22 protein-coding genes are annotated in these 23,110 nt (G+C 59.2%); 17 read left to right on the top strand and 5 right to left on the bottom strand.

Annotated elements, in window-relative coordinates:
• The first annotated feature begins 21 nt into the window (after positions 1–21).
• Positions 22–1,110 carry a mannose-1-phosphate guanylyltransferase gene (locus HMPREF3044_RS09530; protein WP_070741183.1) on the top strand — a complete coding sequence of 363 codons (1,089 nt, stop codon included), beginning with the start codon at positions 22–24 and terminating at the stop codon, positions 1,108–1,110.
• Between the two features lie 517 nt (positions 1,111–1,627).
• Complete coding sequence (locus HMPREF3044_RS09525) at positions 1,628–1,876, top strand: WhiB family transcriptional regulator (RefSeq protein WP_196793961.1); 249 nt, start codon at positions 1,628–1,630, stop codon at positions 1,874–1,876.
• A gap of 78 nt (positions 1,877–1,954) precedes the next feature.
• On the opposite strand, the gene HMPREF3044_RS09520 is transcribed toward HMPREF3044_RS09525, so the two are convergent.
• Positions 1,955–2,404 carry a metallopeptidase family protein gene (locus tag HMPREF3044_RS09520; RefSeq protein ID WP_210400547.1) on the bottom strand — a complete coding sequence of 150 codons (450 nt, stop codon included), beginning with the start codon at positions 2,402–2,404 and terminating at the stop codon, positions 1,955–1,957.
• Positions 2,405–2,446: 42 nt separating this feature from the next.
• Between HMPREF3044_RS09520 and HMPREF3044_RS09515 the strand changes: the two genes are divergently transcribed.
• The 4 genes from HMPREF3044_RS09515 to manA all read left to right on the top strand — a co-directional run bounded on the left by HMPREF3044_RS09515 (position 2,447) and on the right by manA (position 6,395).
• Positions 2,447–2,941: a DUF3499 domain-containing protein gene (locus tag HMPREF3044_RS09515; RefSeq protein WP_081446527.1), complete on the top strand. Its 495-nt coding sequence runs from the start codon at positions 2,447–2,449 to the stop codon at positions 2,939–2,941.
• A gap of 96 nt (positions 2,942–3,037) precedes the next feature.
• Complete coding sequence (locus HMPREF3044_RS09510; protein ID WP_070741175.1) at positions 3,038–4,420, top strand: phosphomannomutase/phosphoglucomutase; 1,383 nt, start codon at positions 3,038–3,040, stop codon at positions 4,418–4,420.
• Positions 4,401–5,249 (top strand): hypothetical protein, encoded by an 849-nt coding sequence (locus tag HMPREF3044_RS09505; protein ID WP_070741172.1) that lies wholly within the window; start codon positions 4,401–4,403, stop codon positions 5,247–5,249. The genes HMPREF3044_RS09510 and HMPREF3044_RS09505 overlap by 20 nt, the downstream gene beginning before the upstream one ends.
• A 3-nt stretch (positions 5,250–5,252) precedes the next feature.
• Entirely contained in the window at positions 5,253–6,395 is a 1,143-nt protein-coding gene (gene manA / locus HMPREF3044_RS09500; RefSeq protein WP_005390328.1) for a mannose-6-phosphate isomerase, class I, read from the top strand.
• Positions 6,396–6,787: 392 nt separating this feature from the next.
• Here the strand turns inward: manA and HMPREF3044_RS12970 are convergent, their stop codons facing one another.
• Positions 6,788–7,408, bottom strand: a complete 621-nt coding sequence (locus HMPREF3044_RS12970) for a hypothetical protein (protein ID WP_034989320.1) — start codon at positions 7,406–7,408, stop codon at positions 6,788–6,790.
• A 112-nt stretch (positions 7,409–7,520) separates the two neighbouring features.
• Here HMPREF3044_RS12970 and HMPREF3044_RS13565 point away from each other — a divergent pair, with 112 nt between their 5' ends.
• From HMPREF3044_RS13565 to HMPREF3044_RS09440, 11 genes are all read left to right on the top strand, one after another.
• Positions 7,521–7,655, top strand: coding sequence for a hypothetical protein (locus HMPREF3044_RS13565; RefSeq protein ID WP_005390326.1), 135 nt, complete (start codon positions 7,521–7,523; stop codon positions 7,653–7,655).
• Positions 7,656–7,777: 122 nt separating this feature from the next.
• The gene (locus HMPREF3044_RS09490; protein ID WP_005390325.1) at positions 7,778–8,143 is read left to right on the top strand and encodes a hypothetical protein; all 366 of its coding nucleotides are present in this window, start codon (positions 7,778–7,780) and stop codon (positions 8,141–8,143) included.
• A 313-nt stretch (positions 8,144–8,456) separates the two neighbouring features.
• Complete coding sequence (locus HMPREF3044_RS09485; RefSeq protein ID WP_005395044.1) at positions 8,457–9,074, top strand: dTMP kinase; 618 nt, start codon at positions 8,457–8,459, stop codon at positions 9,072–9,074.
• A 766-nt stretch (positions 9,075–9,840) separates the two neighbouring features.
• The gene (mtrA, locus tag HMPREF3044_RS09480) at positions 9,841–10,521 is read left to right on the top strand and encodes an MtrAB system response regulator MtrA (protein WP_070741167.1); all 681 of its coding nucleotides are present in this window, start codon (positions 9,841–9,843) and stop codon (positions 10,519–10,521) included.
• 6 nt (positions 10,522–10,527) lie between these two features.
• On the top strand, positions 10,528–12,333 hold the full coding sequence (gene mtrB, locus HMPREF3044_RS09475) for an MtrAB system histidine kinase MtrB (protein WP_070741164.1): 1,806 nt from the start codon (positions 10,528–10,530) through the stop codon (positions 12,331–12,333).
• Positions 12,326–14,029: an MtrAB system accessory lipoprotein LpqB gene (gene lpqB / locus HMPREF3044_RS09470; RefSeq protein WP_070741161.1), complete on the top strand. Its 1,704-nt coding sequence runs from the start codon at positions 12,326–12,328 to the stop codon at positions 14,027–14,029. The genes mtrB and lpqB overlap by 8 nt, the downstream gene beginning before the upstream one ends.
• A gap of 504 nt (positions 14,030–14,533) precedes the next feature.
• Entirely contained in the window at positions 14,534–14,932 is a 399-nt protein-coding gene (locus tag HMPREF3044_RS09465; RefSeq protein WP_246820997.1) for a ComF family protein, read from the top strand.
• 199 nt (positions 14,933–15,131) lie between these two features.
• On the top strand, positions 15,132–15,809 hold the full coding sequence (hpf, locus tag HMPREF3044_RS09460) for a ribosome hibernation-promoting factor, HPF/YfiA family (protein ID WP_005390318.1): 678 nt from the start codon (positions 15,132–15,134) through the stop codon (positions 15,807–15,809).
• A gap of 236 nt (positions 15,810–16,045) precedes the next feature.
• Entirely contained in the window at positions 16,046–18,637 is a 2,592-nt protein-coding gene (gene secA, locus HMPREF3044_RS09455; RefSeq protein WP_005395055.1) for a preprotein translocase subunit SecA, read from the top strand.
• A gap of 907 nt (positions 18,638–19,544) precedes the next feature.
• Positions 19,545–19,955, top strand: a complete 411-nt coding sequence (locus tag HMPREF3044_RS09445; protein ID WP_034989323.1) for an HAD family hydrolase — start codon at positions 19,545–19,547, stop codon at positions 19,953–19,955.
• Positions 19,955–20,461 (top strand): DUF6912 family protein, encoded by a 507-nt coding sequence (locus HMPREF3044_RS09440; protein ID WP_070741156.1) that lies wholly within the window; start codon positions 19,955–19,957, stop codon positions 20,459–20,461. The genes HMPREF3044_RS09445 and HMPREF3044_RS09440 overlap by 1 nt, the downstream gene beginning before the upstream one ends.
• On the opposite strand, the gene HMPREF3044_RS09435 is transcribed toward HMPREF3044_RS09440, so the two are convergent.
• The 3 genes from HMPREF3044_RS09435 to HMPREF3044_RS09425 are packed head-to-tail and all read right to left on the bottom strand — an operon-like array spanning position 20,436 to position 22,998.
• Positions 20,436–21,284: a metal ABC transporter permease gene (locus HMPREF3044_RS09435; protein ID WP_005390312.1), complete on the bottom strand. Its 849-nt coding sequence runs from the start codon at positions 21,282–21,284 to the stop codon at positions 20,436–20,438. The genes HMPREF3044_RS09440 and HMPREF3044_RS09435 overlap by 26 nt on opposite strands.
• Positions 21,281–22,159: a metal ABC transporter permease gene (locus HMPREF3044_RS09430; protein WP_005390311.1), complete on the bottom strand. Its 879-nt coding sequence runs from the start codon at positions 22,157–22,159 to the stop codon at positions 21,281–21,283. The genes HMPREF3044_RS09435 and HMPREF3044_RS09430 overlap by 4 nt, the downstream gene beginning before the upstream one ends.
• The gene (locus tag HMPREF3044_RS09425) at positions 22,156–22,998 is read right to left on the bottom strand and encodes a metal ABC transporter ATP-binding protein (RefSeq protein ID WP_231286087.1); all 843 of its coding nucleotides are present in this window, start codon (positions 22,996–22,998) and stop codon (positions 22,156–22,158) included. Before HMPREF3044_RS09425 ends, HMPREF3044_RS09430 begins: the two co-directional genes overlap by 4 nt.
• Positions 22,999–23,110: the final 112 nt, after the last annotated feature.

Raw genomic sequence — 23,110 nt, 5'->3', positions numbered from 1 at the left:
AAGGACGTAAAGGAAAAGATCATGACTGACAACAATCCGATGCAGGGCGTCGATGCTGTGATCCTCGTCGGAGGCAAGGGCACCCGCCTGCGCCCGCTGACGGTAAACACTCCGAAGCCGATGCTGCCCACGGCGGGTGTGCCGTTTCTGAGCCATCTGCTTGCACGCGTAAAAGCTGCGGGAATCGACCACGTCGTGTTGGGGACATCGTTTAAAGCGGAGGTCTTTGAGGAATACTTCGGCTCGGGGGAGGAGTTCGGGTTGGAGATTGACTACGTGGTGGAGGAGGAGCCGCTGGGCACTGGTGGCGGAATCCGCAACGTATTCTCCAAGCTGAAAAACGACACGGTCATGGTCTTCAACGGGGACGTGCTCAGCGGTTCGGATCTGACTGGGATCGTGAACACACACCGCATGCACGATGCCGATGTCACTCTGCATCTCGTTCGGGTGGCGGATCCGAGCGCGTTCGGGTGTGTGCCGACGGATGCTGACGGCCGGGTAATCGCCTTTTTGGAAAAGACGGAGGATCCGCCGACCAACCAGATCAACGCGGGTTGTTACGTGTTCAAACGTGAGGTTATCGAGGCGATTCCTGCTGGACGCCCGGTATCTGTTGAGCGTGAGACGTTCCCTGGCTTGCTGTCTGCAGGTAAACGCGTCTACGGGCATGTGGATCACGCCTACTGGCGTGATATGGGGACGCCCCAGGACTTCGTTCGCGGTTCGTCCGACTTGGTTCGTGGTATCGCCCCCTCTCCGCTTCTCGACGGGCGACACGGCGAGGCGATCGTCGATCCTACGGCGGGCGTCAAAGATGGCGTGCTGCTCCTCGGAGGCACGGTTGTCGGGCGCGGCGTGGAAATTGCCGCAGGGTGTCGTCTCGACTCCACTGCGGTATTTGACGGAGCGCAGATCGAGGCGGGAGCGACAATCGAAGATTCAATCATCGGTGAGGGCGTTCATATCGGCGCGAACGCGCGGATTAGTGGCTGCATCATCGGCGATGGCGTGCGCATCGGTGCGCGCTGTGAGCTGCGGCAGGGGATGCGCGTGTGGCCTGGGGTGGAAATCCCGGATAACGGCGTGCGCTTTTCTTCTGACGCCTAGCGATATAACACGCTTGGTGAGGTTTTCGTTTTAGCGACACGCCCTGGCGTTCCGATGTGTGTCGCTGGCGAAGGACTACCACAATATGTGCTACCCCCGGTATTTACCCCTGAGGTGCTCTAGTTGTGACTGGTGTGACTTGTGGGGTTAAAGTCCAGGGGTTTCGATTCTTGGAGGAAAAAATCCCGGGCGGCGGGTTGACTACATTTTGTGATTCGCGGAATAATTACAGACGTGTAACAGAGATGCATGGATACAGGTGTCCCCCCGTTCGGGCCGATGGCCACATCCGGTCACCGCGCGACGTGATGTCGCGGAAACGAGTAGGGTAGCTGTAAGGTTTCATCACCTCGGTTCACACGCGAGTGCCACCCTGGAATAGGGTGTGGTGCTTACCGTTCGATGTCAGTAGCCCACCGAGAATAGAAAGGTAGAACCCGTGGAAGACTCCTCCTTACCTCGCGGAGTAGATACGTCGCGTGACGATGATCGCCAGCGGGATGCCTTTGTAGAAGGGCTGAGCTTTGACAACCTGTTCACCGCTGTGGAACAGGAATGGCAGGATCAGGCACTGTGTGCCCAGACAGATCCGGACGCGTTCTTCCCAGAAAAGGGTGGATCTACCCGAGAAGCGAAGCGCATTTGCAAGGCCTGCTCGGTTCGCGATGAATGCCTTGAGTATGCGCTCGAGCACGATGAGCGCTTCGGCATTTGGGGTGGCCTCTCCGAGCGTGAACGCCGTCGCCTCAAGAAGAAGATGGGCTAGACCTTTCAAAACGTTAGCGATAGAGCCACGCGGTTTCCGCGTGGCTCTATGTGTATCTGTGTACCCTGCAGGCCGGTGTCATGAACCGGGGTTGATGTCCTCCGGGTCCAGTCCCAAGTAGCTTGCAACAAGGTCGGTGAGTATGGAGGTAATGAGTTCTTGTTCCTCGAGCATCCCCGTGGCACGTTCCTGCACGGGGCCACGGAAGATGACGATACGGGGCCGTGTGGGGTGCCCCGCCGCGTCGAGCCCAGTAGGAACGATGCGGCCGAGGGGCACGGGGCCGTCGGCGACGATGTCACCGTCGAGGGCTGCGGCGTCGGGGTTGAGCTGCATGCGGGGGACGGTGTCCACGGCGACATCGACAGTGGATAGCTGGTCGTAGTAGGCGTGGAGGAATGGGGCATATGCTTCGACAACGTTGGCGTCGAAAAGCTGGCTCCGTGTGCGTGCGCGGGGCACGTCGTGGGGGAGGATGGGGCCGCGTGGCCCGCGTCCGTGTCGTCCGTGTCGTGATTTCGCCACCATGGTCCCCAAGTCTAGTTGCACCGTGGTCTACACTGATAAACCGTGAATACTTTTCGACGCTGCTGTCGCCCCGGATGCGGAAGGCCTGCTGTCGCCACGCTGTCTTACGCGTACTCGGAATCCACCGCGTACCTGGGACCCCTGGCGCCCACGCCGAACCCGCACATGTGGGATCTTTGTGAGAAGCACGCCGAATCTATTCGCCCGCCCGTCGGCTGGGAACTCCTCAAATATGAGGACCTCGGATTCGACTACGAGGAAGATGATGATCTCACCGCGCTGGCCGAAGCCGTGCGAGAGGCGGGGCGGACCAACACGGGGCTTGTCGATCACTCGGTAGGAAAACACCGTAAGCAAGAGGATGACGATCATTTTCGGCATCCCTCGAAGCACAACCTCACGTTCGCAGCCCCCGAGAACACCCCGCCCACTGTGGTGCGGGAGAAACCGACAAGCGGTCCACCGGAGCGTCGACAAGCGAAAAAGGGACCGACACGGCGCGGTCACCTGCGTGTTGTACCGGACGCTACCGATTAACGTCCTCCACCGCCCGAGCCTGTAGGAATACCTATGGGCACTTTTTGCACGCGTGAAACGTTGAGAGGGCAAGGAACACTTCAAAAGGAGTAAATCATGCGCAGCCGAGAACTGATTGACAGTGTGATCAAGGCCTACGACGTCCGAGGCGTGGTAGGAGAAACACTCGACGCGGAGCTCGCACACGATATTGGCGCGGCGTTCGCTATCCTCATCCGCCGGGGCGGGGAGCACACGATCGCCATCGCCCACGACATGCGTGATAGCGGGCCGGAGCTCGCCCGTGCTTTTAGCGACGGCGCGCGGTCCCAGGGTATCGATGTCACGTACATCGGCCTGAGCTCCACCGATGAGCTGTACTACGCTGCCGGAGCCCTGAACACCTCCGGCGCAATGTTCACAGCGAGCCACAACCCGGCCAAGTACAACGGCATCAAGCTGTGTCGGCCCGGTGCCCGGCCGGTGAGCCGCGACACGGGGCTCGGGGAGATCGCGGACATGGTGTGCGGTCAGATTCCCGCCTATGACGGCCCACAGGGTAGCTACGAGGAAAGAGATGTGCTCGGTGGCTACGTTTCCCACCTGCGCGGGCTCGTGGATCTCTCCGGCATGCGCCCGCTGACCGTTGCCGTGGACGCCGGCAACGGTATGGCCGGGCACACCGTCCCCGCAGCCTTCGAAGGGCTACCGATCACGCTGGAGCCTCTCTACTTTGAGCTCGACGGCACTTTCCCCAACCACGAGGCGAACCCGCTTGACCCGAAGAACCTTGTTGATCTGCAGAAGTTCACCCCGGAAAAGAAGGCGGATATAGGGCTCGCCTTCGACGGAGATGCCGATCGCCTGTTCGTCGTGGATGAGAACGGCGATCCCGTGAGCCCGTCTGCGATCTGCGCGCTCGTAGCCACGCGCTACCTGGAGCAGTTCCCCGGCGCCACGATCATTCACAACCTCATTACTTCGAAGACCGTGCCGGAAATGATCACCGAGCACGGTGGTCACCCGGTGCGCAGCCGCGTCGGCCACAGCTTCATCAAAGCTCTCATGGCGGAGAAGAAGGCTGTCTTCGGCGGTGAGCACTCGGCCCACTACTACTTCCAGGAATTCTTCAACGCAGACTCGGGCCTCCTCACTGCCCTGCACGTGCTGGCCGCGCTGGGAGAGGCCGATAAGCCACTGTCTGAGCTCATGGCGGAGTACTCCCGCTATGCCGCTTCGGGTGAGATCAACACGCGGCTTTCCGGCACGCAGGAGCAGGCCGAAAAGACCCAGGCCGTGCTCGATGCCTTCGCCTCTCGCACGGAGTCCACGGACGACCTCGACGGAGTCACCGTCCAGCTGAAGGACACCCCCGCGTGGTTCAATCTCCGCGCATCCAACACTGAGCCGCTTCTGCGCCTCAATGTCGAGGCCCCGACTGCGGAGGAAGTGGATGCCATCGTCGAGGAGGTTCTCTCCATTGTCCGGAACGACCAGTGAGCTCGCCCGTTTTTTCCCCATCGCCAACGAAGGGGCGGAGGTTCGTTCCGTAGCTGGTTGGGTGCGCGACGGAGGCACACGCCAGCTCTCCGGCTTCCGCCCCCGCGCTCACATCGTGGTGACGTGGAACGAGGTCAGTAGGGCGATTGCTGAAGCCGTTGCCGGCGAATGTGTGGTGACGGACCACCTGCCTACCAGTGCCGGTGCGCTGGACCAGGTCACGATCATTGGGGACGATCCGCGCGCGCTGGAGATCATGTTTGCTGCCCAGCAGCGCGGGTGCGCCGTCACTGTCATCGCTGCCCCGGACTCGCCGCTGGTGAGCGAGCATGCGCGTACCACGATGGTGCCGCCACACATCCCGTTTGCGGAGGATATGTCCGTCGCTCGGACGCTCGCGACTCTCGTCGCGGTTACCTCTCCGGTGGCCACGGTGGCTGAGGAACTTACGGTTTTATCCACGCTTGTCGACGAAGAGGTCGTCGCCTGCCACCCAGATCGCGAGGAAGTGACCAACCCCGCGCGGACGTTGGCGCGCACCTGTACCCAGGGTATTCCCGTGCACGTCGGTCCAGCACGGCTAACCCGGCTGCTGGCGGAAATCAGCATCGCCCGCGGTGTGCCGGCACTGTCAGCCACCGCACGTCAAGCGTCGGCCTTTCAAACTAATGATGTAGCCTTAAGCATCGTTGATTGGTCGGATGGAGACACGGGCAACGGCCCGGAGGCAGAGGATCTGCCGGCAGCAGGCTCCCCGGCTGTGGACATAGTGACAACGCTGCGATGCGCGACCCGCGTCGCGGCGGCAACTGTAATGGAAGTGTTGTAAAACGTGGAGAAACTTACCGGTGCGCTGCGCACATACCCATGGGGTTCGCACACTCTGCTGGCAGATTTGCGCGGAACAACGTCACCTTCGCCCGCTCCCGAAGCTGAGCTATGGTTCGGGGCGCATCCGGGTGGATCATCGCTGATCGGCGATCGCCCGCTGACGGAGATTATCGCCGAGGACCCGGAGGGACAACTCGGCTCCAACAGCACGAGCCTGCCGTTTTTGGTTAAGATCCTCGCCGCAGGTGAGCCACTGAGCCTCCAGGCACACCCGACCAAGGAGCAGGCAGTAAAGGGATTCGCCCGCGAAAACGAGGAAGGCATTGACATCTCCGCCCCGGAACGCAACTACCGGGACGATAATCACAAGCCGGAACTCCTCATCGCGCTCAGCCCCTTCAGGGCGCTCGCCGGGTTTCGACCGCTGGCTTTGACCGCGGAGCTGTTCGCCGCCTTTTCCTGCCCCACCCTCGATCGCTACCGTCTCATGGTGGATTGCGAAGATGAGGGAGAGGGGCTGCGAGCTCTCCTGACTACGTGGGTATCTATTCCCCGTACGGCACGGGAGACACTCATCGGCGAGCTTGTTGAGTCCATTGACGGTTACATCGCACGTGCAGACACGAAAGAATGGATCGTGGCCGTGGGCGAGGAGATAAAAGCTCTCCAGGAGCGCTACCCATTCGATGTCGGTGTCCTCGTCGCGCTCCTGCTCAATCTCGTGGAGCTCGCCCCGGGCGAAGCCCTCTACCTGGATGCCGGGCAGCTGCACTCCTACCTCGGTGGCTTAGCGGTGGAAGTGCAAGCGAATTCGGACAATGTGCTCCGCGGTGGCCTCACCTCTAAGCACGTTGACGTTCCGGAGCTCGTCCACGTACTGTCGTTTACCTCACTTGACGATCCCCGTGTCCACGCTGACGCGGATGGGCGCTACAGCGTGCCCGTGGACGAATTCGGCGTTCGCCACGTCGCTGACACGGATCTCAACCTTGCCCACGGCACCCCTCGTATCGTCGTGTGCGTCAGTGGGACGGTGGATGCCAGCGATGGGACGACGCTTGCCCCCGGTGAGGCTGGGTGGATCGCTGCCGGCGACCCCGACACACAGCTCACCGTGTCTGGGAAGGCGATGATCGTCTCCTGAGAGCGGAGCCCGGTCTTCCTTCCCGGCACTGGTGTGCTGACAGGGGCATGGGACGGCACGCCCTTTTCCTACCAGGCGTGAGGAGCGAGCCACAGGCGGCGCGGGCGGAAGGCCGGGCTCAGTGTGGTTCGCAGCTGTGGGGGCGTGGCGCTTCGCAAGGGCAACGACGCTCGTGGAAGGGGGCTCATGGGGGACGGTGCTCGCGGGGGACAGTACCCACGGCGGAAGGTGCTCGCGGGGGACAGTGCCCACGGGGGACGGTGCTCACAGGGAATAGTGGCCTGCACTCAGATCACGATGGGCATGGGCAACGTCGCAAGCGGGACGTTTAGAGGGCGCGTCGCACGTGGGACGTCTAGAGGACGCGTCCCACTGTGTAGGGAGGGTGCCAGCTACGAATCCTGGAGGACCCCGGAGGAATCCTCTGCAGGGGAGTGAGACCGGGCGATCTCCTGCACTCCTGGTGACAACGGTGTGACGGGAGAATTGCCCGAACCGCGGTGAGCAGGATCGGTGGGTCCCTTTTCGATAGCCATGGTGTTCGGCGTGGGCTCCGGTGATGCGGATTCCTTGCCGTCTGTGGGCACGGGCTTACCCTCTGCCGAGGGATCGACGAGTGGCGGATCCGCTGGCTGCAGCGATGGTTCCTCGATTGTTGTGGTCGCCGGGGCGGGAGTTGGTGGTGTCGTAGGCTCGACCTGTGGGGTCGTGCTTGGCGCCGGTTGAGTAGAAGTATCGTCGGGCATCTCCTCGGTTCGCGACGGACGCGAGTTCGACTCACTATGTCGTGAATCCGACGGTTTGGTCTGCGGAACAGGATCGCCCTTTTCCTCGAGCGGTTGATTGGGTTCCTGCTGCGGCACGCCACCCTCCTCTGCGCCCTCGTGCGCAGTGGTCGGTGCACGCTGGGTGCCGGATTTCGGCACCTGAGCGCGTTCCGAGCCGGGCCGTGTTCCTCCAATGCCAGGACCGGAGTTCGGCGCCAGGAAGGGATCCCTGGGCGAAACGGCCACTGTGGGAGCCTTTACCGGGAGTTGGGGTGCAGTGGATTCGTCTTCAAAAAAACGCTCCGACGTGGTGGTTTGCGATGGAACAGGATCCTCAGTGGAAACTAGGCTACTGCTAATGGCAGTATCAGTAGTTGTGGTCGACGATGGCATCGACAAACGCCATACGCCGAAGCCGAGACCAGAGGCGACCACCATGCCAGTAGCCACGAAGAGGCCAAGGCTGCGCGTTGAGTTTCTCATTGCCCTTTGACCTCCAATTCGCTAAACCTGGTTTATAACAATTTCATAACCTCGCGCCTACCTTAACACAAGAGGTAGGGTGCGGGAAGTGCTTGAAGTTTGTTTCCCATTTGAAAGAGAAGGAAAAGACCAATGGGTGCATGGGATGCTGAAGTTCTAAATGCTGATATCAACGAGGATTTTCTCGACGAACTCAGTTCTCTCGAAGGCGAGGATCTGGTGGAGGGCGTCGTTGACGCCATCATGCTGGTGGCCAAGGGTAATGCCACCTCCGATGAGGAGGAGGCTAACGGAATTTGCGCGGCAACAATCGCCTCGATTTGGGCAGGTGCGCCTTACTCCGCCTCTGACGCTATCGACACCTATCCCTTCATCGTCGATCCTGATACCGATGTCACGGAGGCCGTGTTCGAATCCATTGCTGAGCCAGCCGCCGACATTCTGGAAAATGCCGATACTGAGCAGGATCTTGAGGTCTACATCGAGGCGCTGAACTAGCGTCACGGTCGCACGCGCAGCCGACTCTTTGTGCAGTGCCCTGGCGGGATCCCTGTGGCGCTGGGCGCGCATGTGTACTCGTGCGGAGAAAGTGCTTCCTGGGGTGGGAAGCTGGGGGAGTGCCCAGTGGCAGCTCCTGTGAAGTCTGCCACTGGGAAGATGAAGCACGGCCAAAACTGTTAGCGAGCTGTACCATGGAACGGTGTGCCGGTGGCACAGAAATGTGCCTTTCACCCGGTGCATCGGCAACGGGATGAAGCCGTAATGGTTGGCCCCGGAGCCACAAGGACAACCTAGATGGAAACGGTGACACATGATCCTGGCTGTAGAGGGAATTGACGGGGCAGGGAAAAACACTCTCGTCAGAGACCTTTTGAAGAATATCGACGCAGAAACCCTCTCCTTCCCTCGGTACTCCACATCAGATGCCGCCAAACTTGCGCGGAAGGCTCTCTATGGCCGAATGGGGGACATGACCGAGTCTCCATATGCCATGGCAGCCCTTTTTGCTCTGGATCGTGCGGGGGCACGGGAATATCTACAAAAATATGCAGCTTCGCAAGATTCCATCTTGATCCTTGACAGGTATGTAGCGTCAAATGCTGCATATACGGCTGCACGCTTGGAAGACATGGATGCTGCGCAATGGGTATACGACCTGGAATATGGGGAGTTGGGGCTTCCTAAACCAGCGCTGCAAATCCTTCTTGAAACTCCCGCCTCGGTGGCACAGGAGCGAGCAGAGTCGCGCGCCCGCGCGGAGCGTGATCGGGCGAAAGATACGTATGAGCAGGATAGTAGCCTGCAGGTGCGGACATCTGTGGCCTATCGGAGGCTCGCCCGTGGTCAGTGGGCATCGCCCTGGCTCATCGTCCCGCATACGACGACTCCGCAGGAGGCTACCGAGGAGATCCTTAACCGGTTGCTTTAGCCTAGTGGGGCGTTGCCATGACTTTGTGCACGGCAGCCAGGCTCATCCATTTATCGCTGCCGGTCAGGTGCAAGATTTTGCGCCTCTGTTTTCGCACCTCTATTTTCGCGAAGATCATTTGGTCAAGATCCTTTCTTCCAGACGTTTTCTTTGGAACGGTGGCAAACCTTGGCTACTCAACGCTAGTCACCCGTAGTTGCTCACATATATGGTGCGAAGAGTTCCTGTGGCCTTTTGCGGGCGAGTGACGACAGGGCTCGGATGTATATATCCCTCAGTGGAGATGTCTGAGCAGGGGATATACAGGTGTTTTCCACATTTGGGGGGAGATAGTGAAAAGGGTTGCGTGTGTGACAGGTGATGATGTACCATCTGGTTATAACCAAACATCCCCGGCGGAGTGACCCACAGTAATTCCAGCCCCACGTCCTACGGACGGGGCACATTGATCACTTGATCGCAGGGATGTTTTGGTATGTCTGGGGTCTTTCTTTCACCAACTTTTAACGTGCGTGATTGGAGAAAAGCTGCGGTGATTGTCACTGCTGCTGCGGTGAGTGTCATTGTTACTGCGGTGGCTGTGACTAGTAGTGCGGAGGGCACAGTATCGGAATTGGCACCAGGCAGCCGTGGGGTGGAAAGCGTGCGTGGTAGGCGGGGCGGAACAGATTCGCGCAAGACAGGGTGCGCAGAGCGGGCGTTTTTGGGGGGAGGGTACGGCGGGCGTTTTAATGCGCTCGCGCGGAGTGTGGAAATATGGAGAGGTATGAAGGCGAAAATTTTAGTGGTTGATGATGATCCCGCGATCTCTGAGATGCTTTCCATCGTCTTGGAGGCCGAGGGGTTTGACACAGTGGTTGTGACTGACGGCGCAGAGGCCGTTGCCACTTTTGAGCGTGAACAACCAGATCTCATCCTGCTTGACCTCATGCTCCCCGGCATGAACGGAATCGATATCTGCAAGACGATACGGCGGAGTTCTCCAGTTCCGATCGTCATGCTAACCGCCAAGACGGACACAATCGATATCGTCCTTGGCCTCGAGTCGGGCGCTGATGATTATGTCACCAAGCCCTTTAAGCCGAAGGAACTTGTTGCACGCGTCCGAGCGCGCCTACGCAGGTCTTCCTCCGATGACAACGAGGTCATGCAAATCTCGAATCTCACCATCGACGTGCCCAGCCACACAGTTCGCCGCGGTAATGAAGAACTGCAGTTGACCCCCCTCGAGTTTGATCTGCTTGTGGAGCTGGGGCGGAAGCCCGGTCAGGTATTCACCCGCGAAGAGCTGCTGGAGAAAGTGTGGGGCTACAAGCACGCCTCGGACACGCGTCTCGTCAATGTGCACGTGCAGCGGCTGCGCTCCAAAATCGAAACGGATCCAGAAAATCCGACAATCGTCCTCACCGTACGAGGAGTGGGCTACAAAGTATCCACGGAGCTGTAGCCACCTGTGCGTACGAAGCTCCTCGCTATCCGGGATACCCTAGCCAAGAAATGGCGCACGTCCCTGCAGGTCCGAGTGGTGGGATCCATCCTCGTGATGTCCATTCTCGTTGTCGCTCTCCTCGCTTTCGGAATGACAACGGTTGTGGCCGATCGTTTGCTAGCCGCCAAAGTAGCGGCGGCTTCCAACGAGATCACCCAAGCTGCAGCGACGGTAGAAACTCAGATTTCGGCTACGGATGCCTCTAGCTCGATCCAGACGCGCTTGAACTCCGCGCGTGCCTCGGTGAATTCGGCGCGCTCATCTGGCCAGAACAACAGCGAGAGCTCCGGCGGGGACAAGTCGGGTGTCTATGATGTGGTGCTGCTAGCGCCGAATCCCGACGGGTCGATGGTATCGGCCCCCGAAGTGAATGGTCCGGAAATTTCCGATTCTTTGCAGGCCATGGTGCGTGATGGGCAGGGGAACGTCGCCTATGAGTATGACACGTTCCGCCGTAGCGATGACAGCTCCTACAAAGCCCTCGTCATTGGTACCCCCACAGATACCGACCTGCAGGGGGTGGAACTGTACCTCGTCATGCCACTGACAGCGGAGGAGTCCACTCTGGCCCTCATGCGTGGTATCGCCGCATTTGGCGGAGTGGTGCTCGTTGTCCTCCTCGTCGGTATCATGTGGCTTCTGACGCAGCAGGTCACCATGCCGGTACGATCCGCGAGTCGGATCGCCGAGCGGTTCGCCTCCGGTCACCTGCGTGAACGCATGGTCGTCGAAGGTGAGGACGAGATGGCACGACTCGCCAATAGCTTCAACTCGATGGCGGAATCTCTCTCGAAGCAGATCTACCAGCTGCAGGAATACGGAAGTTTGCAGCGGCAGTTTACCTCCGATGTGTCGCATGAGCTGCGGACACCACTCACTACGGTGCGAATGGCTGCGGACATGATCTACGATCATTCTGATTCTTTGGATGCCTACACCAAGCGAGCCGCAGAGCTCATGGTGAGGGAGCTTGACCGCTTTGAAGCACTCCTCAATGACCTGCTGGAAATCTCTCGGCATGATGCTGGTGTTGCTGAGCTTTCGGAGGAACGCATCGACGTTCGCTCGATTATCAACTCCGCATGGAGTCAGGTGGAGCACCTATCGGAGGAAGTCGGCGCGCCAGTCACCTTGGAGGTGCCAGACGAGCCGGTGTTTGCCCACGTTGACGCCCGCCGTATCGAGCGAATCTTGCGCAACCTCCTTGCGAACGCGATCGACCATTCGGAGTCTAACCCCATCACCTTGACGCTGACGGAATCCGATGACCACTTCACTATCGCGGTGCGCGACCATGGCGTAGGTCTTAAGCCAGGACAGGAAGAACTCGTGTTCAACCGCTTCTGGCGAGCCGACCCCTCCCGTAAACGGCACTCCGGCGGTACCGGACTCGGCTTGGCTATCTCTCGCGAGGATGCGCTGCTCCACGGTGGCACGATCACCGCTGAAGGCGAAATCGGAGAGGGGTCCACCTTCACTGTCACCATACCCAAGCACCCGCCGCACACATCACAGGACAATGACCTGGTTCTTCGTGGAGTAACCCAGGATGATGACTTTGCGGTGGTGGAAAACGAGCCTGAACCGTACGAGGACGAGTCAGATGAGACCGCGCCACTTCCGTCGAAAAGCTCAGAGGAGCTACCAGCGGGAGGCCCGATTCCTTCCGTGATGCTGCATGCCAGGGATCAGGAGCAGATGGAAAAGGAGCAGGCGAAACAAGAGCTGGTGGATAAAGGCCTCGAGGACAAAGGAGAGTCTGATGAATAAACGCGTGCGGGTCCTCGGCGTACTCAGCGTCACCGCCCTCATCGTCTCCGGATGTGCGACACTTCCCGGGGATTCAGAGCCACAGGTGTTGCGCCAATACGAGCGATCGCGGGTAGCAGAAAATCCCGTTGGGCCTGAGAAAGGTCAGGAGGCGGATCTCCTGTTGAAGAGTTTTTTTGCCCAATCCGCCAATCCCACCCAGACGCACCAAGCCGCGCGCATGTACCTTGCCCCCGAGGCGGCAGCGGCATGGGATGACTCGCAGGGAACGACGATTCTCCGCTCCATCGAAGATATCTCCTCCACTGTCTCCAATGACCCCAACCGGATCATTTTCACCGTGCGTGGCGAGAAGGTTGGCAGACTCACCGGTGGCGGGGTGTATGAGCTCGAAGAGGGCCACTTCGAAGAGGAATACAAGATGACGAAGGTGGACGGCGAGTGGCGGATCGAGCAGCTTCCCCCCGGCGTTGTTCTGGAGCGGGCGACATTCCGCAACAGTTACCAGCCCTATGACTTGTATTTCTTTGAGCCTACAGGGCGGATGCTTGTGGGCGACAGACGTTGGGTGTACAACCAGCAGACGGCTGTCGACACCACCCTCATCCGGATGCTTAATGACGGCCCACGAGAGGCATTAAAGCCGGGTGTCATTACAGATCTGAAGCCGGAGACCGTATATTCGGGAACACGCGATGGAGTGCACGTGTTCACCGGTGTGGATGCCGTTGATGATAAGCAGCTCAACCGCATCGCGGCCCAGGTCGTGTGGACGCTGGAGTCGGCCAAAGTCCAGGGCCCCTACAAACTGGAAATCGATGGGGTCACACTCGAAGGGGACGGCTCAGGGCTGACGACGGAAGATTTCATGGAGTACAACCCACAGGGATCGCTCGGATCCGTCAACAGCCTCTATGCACTCACTGATGGGAAGTTGCACCTCGTCACCGCTGATTCCGCGACACCCGTGAACAACGGTTTGACGGGTATTGAATCCGCCTCCATCGCCACGTCTTCCGGTGTCATTGCTGCTGTGACAAAGGAACAGGAAGACAAGTCTGTGCTGCGCATGGGACCCCTTGACGGCCCCTTCTCTAAGGTGCTGGAGGCCAAGACGCTCTCACGCCCGAGCTTTGAGTACGGTGGCTCCGCGATGTGGACCGTCGTTGACGGAAAGCAGATCGTTCGAGTCACCCGTTCGTCTGATTCGGGCGAACTCTCTCAGGCGATCGTTCAGGCCGCGCCGTTCGACGAGCTGGATAAACCAATTTCCGTTCTCCGCATCTCTACCTCGGGTGTTCGTGTCGCTGCTATCGTGGACAACCACGTCTATGTGGGCACAGTTGCGCGCCCGACGCCGGGAGAGCGGCGCATTGCCAACATGCGGGAAATTGCCCCGGGAATTAGTGGTGCCGCGCTGAGCCTCGATTGGCAGCACGATGGGAGTCTGCTCGTGGGCACGAATTCGCCGGACAGTCCGGTGGTTCGCGTTGAGCCAGATGGGGCTGCGGTCAAGATCGAGCCGTCGGTTAACCTCACTGCCCCTGTGGTCGCCGTGGCTTCCACCAGCTCCACCATGTTTGTTACGGATGCTCGCTCCATGCGTCAGCTGCCGAACAACAGCGGTAGTAGTTCGTTCTGGCGCGAAGTGCCGGGACTTCAATCTCGGCGCGCTGCCCCGATCATTCCCGAATAAGGGGGCCCCACGCGGTGAGCACTGCGAGGATTCGCGAACCGTAGTAGTGAATAAGAGACTCGCCTTGGTGCATGACTCTCCTTTGTGAATCGCCCTCTTCGTATGTGAATGGCCCTCCTTGGTGGGGTGCCCTTATGGTGAGCGACCCACTGTCGTGAGCAGAAGTCTTCGTCGTGTGCTGAGGCTCCGTTTTAGTCGGCTTCGTGGGTGGTGACTGCCACGAGGTCTTTCCCAGTTGGGCGCACTACCTCTCCGTTCGAGTGGCGAGATGGAGCGGAGTGTGGGACTGTCTGTACATGCTGTTTGAGCTTCTCCTACCGCGCCGTTGCGCGGGGTGCAACGCGCCGGGGGGAAAGTCTGTGCGAGGCATGCCGGTGCGAATGGGAGCGCGTTCCCTACCAGGTGTCACCGCAGTTCGGAGAACGCCCAGTGTGGGCACTTGGCCCCTATTCGGGGTGTCGCAGGCGCACGCTCATCCATGCGAAAGAACGGGGCCGGAGGGATGTGCTGCCCCTTCTCGGTGCGGTGGTGGGAGCCGCGACACGGTATCTACAGGCGGTGGGGGAGCTTTCCGAGGAGCTCACGCTGGTACCTGCCCCCACTCGCCCGTCTTCGGCGAGGCGTCGCGGGGGCGACCCAGTCACCGCGATCTGTCGGACATCGGGGGTGCCCTGGCTCTCCTGCGTCCACCACGGGTCCGGTGTGCGGGATTCGGTGGGGTTGGATCCCCATGAGCGCCACCGCAATCTTGTGGGAAAAGTCGTGGTTGAGGCGGTTCCGGCAGGCCCGATATTGCTTGTCGACGACATCGTCACCACCGGTTCAACAATCGAGGCCACCGCGCTGGCTCTCACCGCCCGTGGGGGGACGGTTGTGGGAGCACTCACCCTCGCTGCCGCCTAGGCTTGTCGACGGTCGGGGTGACCTGGGAAAAGTTGGTTGAACCTGCGTCCGACTTCAGGCGCGTTCGCTCACAGCGTTTCGAAAAATAAGAAAAACTCTACCCAATGGTTATGACCGGATGTAAACTAAAGGTGTACGTTTTGTTAGTCACCGTTAACCTACGAGGTGGCGGTGCCCCAATTTGGCCGGGAGGTTTCTCATGACAAAGCCAGAAAACAACGAAACCCAGCGCGACGAACTGCGCCCCGACATCCAAGTGGTCATCACTGGTAGAAATGTGGAGGTTCCAGAACACTTCAAAGAGCGCGTAAACACGAAGCTCGCCAAAATCTCGGTTCTTGATCCGACGCTCAACTACTTCCATGTGGAGCTGAAGCACGAGCCGAACCCACGGCGCGCCGATCGCGCTGACAAGATCCAAATAACGGCAACAGGCAAGGGCCACATCGCCCGTGCGGAGGCGAAGGAGGATTCCTTCTACGCTGCGCTGGAAGTTGCCCTGGCAAAGATGGAGCGCAGCCTGCGCAAGGTCAAGGTTCGCCGGTCCATCAGCCACCAGGGGCACCGCGCACCGCTTGGTGCCGGCCAGCAGGCCGCCAAGCTTGTTCAGGAGGCCGAGGAGGCGCGGAGCAAGCAGGAGCAGTACGACACGGATCCCTACGAGGGGCTTGTCGACGATGTCCTGCCGGGCCAGATCGTGCGCCGCAAGGAGCACCCGGCCAAGCCGATGAGTGTCGATGATGCTCTCAGTGAGATGGAGCTCGTCGGGCACGACTTCTATCTGTTCATCAACGAAGAGACTGGTCGTCCTTCTGTTGTCTACCGTCGTCGCGCTTTTGATTACGGTCTCATTGCGCTTGTCGACGAAGAGAAGTAGTCACATACTTTTCTCATGCATTTGGCCCCGGTTTTCCGGGGCCTTTGTATTGGTTTACCCACCATCTGTAAGGCTGTATTGTGTGTAGGGCGGTACAGTACCCCGTACAAAGCGGTCGTGAAAACGATCGTAAAACGGTCGTAGTGAAAAGTTCGTGTAGGTGTGTGCGTACAATACACAACGAGTACTAACTTTGAACCATTAGATATTTTTAGCGAAAAGGATATAAAGAGCACGTGTTCGGACTGTCCAAAATCTTGCGTGCCGGCGAAGGCCGGGTTGTAAAGCGACTCTCCAAGCTGGCAGACCAGGTAGTTGCCCTCGAGCCGGAATATGCCAAGCTCACCGACGATGAGCTCAAGGCCAAGACGGAAGAATTCAAGGAGCGAATTGCCAACGGGGAGACGGTAGACGATATCCTCCTGGATGCTTTCGCCACCGCCCGTGAGGCCGCATGGCGTGTCCTTGGTCAGAAGCACTACCACGTGCAGATTATGGGTGGCCTGGCGCTCCATTACGGCAACGTAGCGGAGATGAAAACTGGTGAAGGTAAAACCCTGACCTGTGTGCTTCCCGCATACCTCAACGCCCTCGAAGGTAAGGGCGTCCACGTGGTGACGGTGAACGATTACCTCGCCAAGCGAGACTCCGAGTGGATGGGTCGTGTTCACCGTTTCCTCGGCCTTACCACGGACGTGATTTTGTCCAACATGCGTCCCCCGGAGCGTAAGAAGGCCTATCAGGCGGATATTACTTACGGCACGAATAACGAACTCGGATTTGACTACCTGCGTGACAATATGGCACGCAGCCTCGATGACCTCGTTCAACGCGGCCACCACTACGCCATCGTCGATGAGGTCGACTCCATCCTCATTGATGAGGCGCGTACACCTCTGATTATTTCCGGTCCCGTCGATGCCACGAGTGAGTGGTACACGGCATTCGCGAGGATCGTCCCCAAGCTGAAGCGCGACATCCACTACGAAGTGGACGATCGCAAGCGCACCATCGGTGTGAAGGAAGAGGGCATCGCCGCTGTTGAGGACGAGCTCGGCGTCGACAACCTGTACGCACCAGAGCACTCCCAGCTCGTTGGCTACCTGAACAACGCCATTAAGGCGAAGGAGCTGTTCACCCGCGATAAGGACTACATCGTTCGCGATGGCGAGGTCATGATCGTGGATGAGTTCACCGGCCGTGTTCTGGACGGCCGTCGTTACAACGAGGGCATGCACCAGGCTATCGAGGCCAAAGAGGGCGTGGAGATCAAGAAGGAAAACCAGACCCTCGCCACAATTACGCTGCAGAACTACTTCCGCCTCTACGACAAGCTCGCCGGCATGACCGGTACCGCCGAGACGGAGGCCGCTGAGCTGCACCAGATTTACAAGCTGAACGTGGTGCCGATCCCGACTAACCGCCCGAACCAGCGTGAGGATCTTGTCGACCTCGTTTACAAGACCCAAGAGGCGAAGTTCGCTGCGGTCGCCGATGACATTGCAGAGTGCGTTCAACGTGGCCAGCCGGTACTTGTCGGTACCACCTCCGTGGAGCGCTCGGAGTATCTGTCTCGCTTGCTGCAGTCCCGTGGCATCCGCCACAACGTGCTGAACGCTAAGTACCACGAGAAGGAAGCCGAAATCGTCGCTCAGGCAGGCCTGCCCGGGAACATCACTGTAGCTACCAACATGGCCGGCCGTGGTACCGATATCGTGCTGGGTGGTAACCCCGATATTCTTGCGGATATCAACCTGCGTAACCGTGGCTTTGACCCGGTTGCTAACCCGGATGAGTACCAAGCCGCTTGGGAGCCCGAGATCGAGCGCATGAAGAAGCGCACCGAGAAGTACGCGGAGAAGGTTCGCGCCGCAGGTGGCTTGTACGTGCTGGGCACCGAGCGCCACGATTCCCGCCGTATTGATAACCAGCTTCGTGGTCGTTCCGCTCGCCAGGGAGACCCGGGCAAGACCCGTTTCTACCTGTCCTTGCGCGATGACCTCATGACGCGGTTCGTCGGCCCGACCCTGGAGAACCTCCTCAACCGTCTTAACGTTCCGGACGATGTTCCGATCGAGGATAAGATGGTCACCCGCTCGATCAAGAACGCTCAGACGCAGGTGGAGTCCCAGAACTTCGAAATGCGTAAGAACGTGCTCAAGTACGACGAGGTGATGAACGAGCAGCGCAAGGTGATCTACCGCGAGCGCCGCGATATTCTTGAGGGCCGCGATCTGGAAGAGCAGATTCGCGAGTTCATGAACGAAACCATCTCCGCGTACGTCCACGGCGCTACCCGCGAAGGCTACCTGGAAGACTGGGATCTGGACGAGCTGTGGACTGCCCTTTCTCGCCTCTACGGGCCGACTTTCAGCTGGAAGGATCTCGTTGAGGGGTCCGAGTACGGTGCACCAGGCGAGCTGTCTGCGAAGGATTTGGAGAAAGCCCTTATCGCTGACGCAAGCGCACAGTACGACAATCTTGAGGAAGCAGTCTCCATCATCGGTGGGGAAGAGCAGATGCGCAGCATTGAGCGCATGGTTATCCTCGGTGTGATCGACCAGAAGTGGCGTGAACATCTCTATGAGATGGACTACCTCAAGGAAGGCATTGGACTCCGTGCTATGGCTCAGCGCGACCCGCTGGTGGAGTACCAGAAGGAAGGTGGCGACATGTTCCGCGCCATGAAGGATGCCATCAAGGAGGAGACCGTCCGCCAGCTGTTCCTGCTCCGTGCGCAGATCATGCCGCAGGTGCGTGCAGCCCAGGAAGCCGCAGCCGCTGCAGAGCAACAGCAGTCAGAGGCTAACGGTCAGGTCACCGACTAGTTCTAGCTGAATACACAAGTCCTCGTGGTTGATGCCACGAGGACTTTTTCACTTGGCTTGCATGCCTCTGATTCGATGCGGGTGGGGGGCGAAAAGCGAGCAATAAAGGGGAGATTGCCGAGCAATAAAGGTGAGATTGCGATTTACGCTGCAGAACCGGTGTTTGTCCTTAGAAAAGCCGGAACGTGTGCAGTTCGCAGGGTCCGTTCGGGATGAGCTCTCGCACCGCTGCGATGAAGCTGTAGTTCACCCCGGAAGCGCGGATGCTGCCGTGGGCGAAACCCGTGCTGCATAGCGCTGTGCGTTGCGCGTGCGTCAATGTGGCCGCGGAGGTGCTTCCCGCTGTTTGGACCTGCAGGGACGCACTCCCCGTAGGTGAGGCATCCTGTGCCTCCGGGGTCGCTCGTGTGGTGGCAAAAACGTGTTCATCCATCCGGGTAGCGCACCATTCCTCTTCTGTGTACGGGATCTGTGGGCCTGCGGTGAAGTGAAGGGCATCTATTGAAACGTGGTATGCCCGTGGCAGCGACTGGCGCAGTGAGGCGAGCGAACGTCGTGCTGCTGCTGAGAATTTGCTGTCATTACTAGGCGGCAATGCGTATTTTTCTAGCGCGATTTGGATCCCCCGTGTGATAAAGAAACGGGCTGCCTTTTCGCAGTTACCCTGTGTTTTTTTCGCTTCTTCACGGTGGCGTGGTTGAGGATCCCGTGCGTAGGTTTGTAGGATTCGGTACCCTGCCATTGGTGTTAGTGTCATGTTTGCCCTCCCGAGGAATGTGTAAACTACTATCGCACGAAGGAACTGCCCTCGCTGGGTAACTACCCCCATGGGGGCGGATGCCTCGTTACGGGCGTGTAACTTTTATAGGACCAACATAAATCACAGTGAAAGAGAGATGATTGCACCGTGCGTGGAATGATCGTGGACTACGTCGGCGTTCTTGATGAGGACGCTGAGACCCAGCGTCGCTGGCGCCAGCTCTTCGAGGCAGCGCGCAAGGAGGGCGTAGCCCTCGGCATCCTGTCGAACGATCCGGGCGGCCCCGGTGCGGAGGCTATCCGCGAGTGGGAGTACAAGGGCATCGTCGATGCCGTTATCCTGTCTGGCGAGGTTGGCGCGGAGAAGCCGACTCAGGAAGCATTCCAGGCTGCTGCAGATGCCCTTGATCTGCCGATCAATGATTGCGTCCTTGTCGATGATTCGATCATCAATGTTCGCGGTGCTGTGGAAGCTGGCATGGTTGGTGTGTACTACCAGCAGTTCGATCGCGCAGTGGTGGAGATCACCGGGCTGTTTGATATTGACGGTGAATTTTAATGCGCGTCTATATCCCCGCAACCTTCTCCATGCTGCAGAACCTGTCCGAGACGGGTGTCCTCTCTGCGCGGGCGGGGTGGGGCTTCGCTGTCACGCCGGCTTTGACGGAATTTTTCACCTCTGGTGACGAGGAAGAGATTGCGGACGTGGCCTTTACTGAGGCTTCCCGTGCCTCCATCCGTCTTCTTACCATCGGTGATCAGGAGCGTTTCCCGCACCGGCGTGTTGTCGTCTCTGTGGACCTGCCGGATGAACAGGTGACGTCCACACCTGACAATGGCGAAGCCGTGGTGAAACTGTCACCCGCTCAGGTGAGCCTCGACCAGGTTGCCGCTGTACATGTGGATACGGAGGCAAACGAGGAGGCGACCGCGAAGGCTGTTGAGCTTATCGACGCTGCCGACCTAGGAGACGAGGACGCAGAGCTTGCTGTGGGAGACGCAGAAGATAACTTCCTCGCTTGGTACGATCCCTCGGAACTCAACGCCTTAACGCAGCTGTTGTAGCTAGTACGGTGACGAACACCAGACCACTCACCACGGCGAGCGTGGGTGCAGTCGCAAGGTCGCAGAGATAGGACAGCGCAAATCCGATAGTGGCGTTCAGCGCTGCGATGAAAGCCGTCCATGTGAATGTGGAGGTAAGAGTCGGCGCAAAAAGGATAGCCGTGGCCGCCGGACAGATCATAAAAGCGACAACGAGGATAGATCCTGCGACTGAGAACGCCGTCACGACAGTGGCTGCAATGAGCACCATGAACGCTATCTCCGTCCGGTGCACGGGAAAACCGATGGACATGGTGTGAGCCCGGTCAAACGTAGCCGCCGCGAGGATGCGGCCCGCAACCGCGAGAAAAATACAGAAAATTCCTAACATCCCCAGCTGGATCCACATGTCACAGGGCCCGAGGTCGATTGTCCGCATGATGAGATGGTTGGTGCTCAGGGCGAGCAAGTTAAGATCGCCGGCGAGAACCGTTTCTCCAGACACCCCGACTCCGGAAAACACAGTGGATAACAAGAGCACACCGATGGCAAAAATGGCGGGGAAGATGATGCCCTGATCGGCATCACCGAGGAGAAATCCACGAGAGCGGAGCTCGTGAGAAACCCAGACAACGATGAGTCCGAGTCCCGTTGCCGTGAGTGTCATGACAGGGCTGTGAAGTGAGCCTGTCAGCGCGACACCGATGACGATTCCGGGGAGGACGGCGTGTGACAAAGCGTCGATAAGCATGGACTGGCCGCGTAACACGATGAAGACACCGGGGATGGCGCAGGCCTCCGCAGTGACGAGACTGAGCAGGAAAAGGGAAACAGCGAAGCTCATGCCAGCGCCCCTCTCCGACGGAGAGCCACACGGGCGCTCAGCGATGCGAGGAAGCACAGGAACAGGATGAGGACGACGACGGGTCCTGTCGGCACCTTGCCTAGACAGATGGAAATGTAGGCTCCGGCTGCGCCAGAGACCGCTCCGACGAGGGCAGAGCGGATGACCATCGAGGACAGCGTCTGCGAGAACCACCCTACCGTTGCTGATGGAAGAATCGTGAAAGCAACCATCAGGATCATTCCTACAGCCTTGATGCCACTGACAATGGCGACAGCGGGGATGGCGAACAAGAGTGGCTCGAGGAGCGCAGGGCTGAAACCCATTGCGCGGGCGGCTGCGGGGTCGAAAATGAGGAGAGAAAACTCCTTCCACAGCGCCGTCACAAGGACAAGAAGGATGCCCGCAATGACCGCGATGACGGTGATATCTGACATCCGCGCCGTTGCTGCATTGCCCAGAATGTACTGCCCGAGAGATGCTCTGCCGGCCAGGGGAGTGGAATTGAGGAGGTTGAGGATCACCATTGCTCCTCCGTAGAAGAGGGAGAGTGTCACCGCCATAGCTGCATCCCCGCCGAGCCTTGTCGAGCGAGTAATGAGGCCTGTTAGACCGACAGCAAGGACACCGGAAATCGCGGCACCTACGATGAGGAGAGGGGTAGCAGGCGTGCCGGAGAAAACTGCGACTATGACGAAGGTAATCACGATCCCAAGCAAGCAGGAATGCCCAACCACATCGGAGATAAGCGACTGCCCGCGGAGGTAGAGGAAGCAGCCGAATGCACCTGTCAGCCCACCCACGAGTACGCAAACCGTAAATGTGGTGAAAAAACCGTACGTGCCGAGGAATTCCCCGGGAGAAAGAATACTCACGGGTGCACCCCCTTATCGGCGACTCCCAGGGGGATTTCGCAGGCTCGAGGAGTGGTCGACTGGGCCGGCTGCCTGTGTGTGTCGGCCAGGAGCGAAGGCGCATCGAGTGCATCGCCGCGCAGAGCGTATGCGCGCGCAATATTGTCGACGGTGACAACGTCATCGATGGGGCCCGAACACATCACATGCCCCTGAGAAAGCAGCGTCGCTGTGTCGCAGAACGAGGAAATGGAGGCGAGGTCGTGGTGAACGACGAGGACAGTTGTCCCGGCTGCAGCAAGGCTCTGTAGCGCCTGCCGAATGATCTGCTCGCTGTGGATATCTACGCCGGCAAATGGTTCATCCATGAGCGCAACTGTTGGTTGCGCAGCGAGGAGCCGGGCGACAAATACGCGCTGCTTTTGGCCACCGGATAGTGCAGATATGTGACGGTCAGAAAGGTCGGATAGGCCAACTGTGGCAAGGCACGCTTGGGCGCGTGACTTCTCCCTCTTGCCAGGGCGACGTAGCCATCCCAGGCGCCCGTAGGTGCCCATGAGGGCGACATCTTTGACGCGGGCTGGGAAATTCCAATCAACTCCAGCCGCTTGGGGCATGTATGCTACGCATTCCCGGACTGCTGACAGTGACGTGCCGAGGAATCGGATCTCGCCCTGCGTCACAGAAACATGCCCCATGAGAGCCTTGAGAAGTGTTGATTTTCCGGAACCGTTCGGTCCGATGATGGCATGGATGGCTCCCGATTGGACGCTCATATCGGCGTTGATGAGAGCCTGGACGGGACCGTATGTCGCGGTGACGGCGGTTGCCTGAACTGCAGGCTGGCTAGAGCATTTCACGTGCTTTTCCTTTTTCGTAACCTCCGAACCCCTCTCCTCACAAAGCTGTACGTCGCTACCTCTCTGGAGGCGGAGGTAGCCACCCGGGTGGAGATAGCACCCGGGTGGAGAT

The sequence above is a fragment of the Corynebacterium sp. HMSC073D01 genome (assembly GCF_001815555.1).
Lineage (GTDB): Bacteria > Actinomycetota > Actinomycetes > Mycobacteriales > Mycobacteriaceae > Corynebacterium > Corynebacterium glucuronolyticum.
This window is presented reverse-complemented; position numbering and strand designations above follow the sequence as displayed.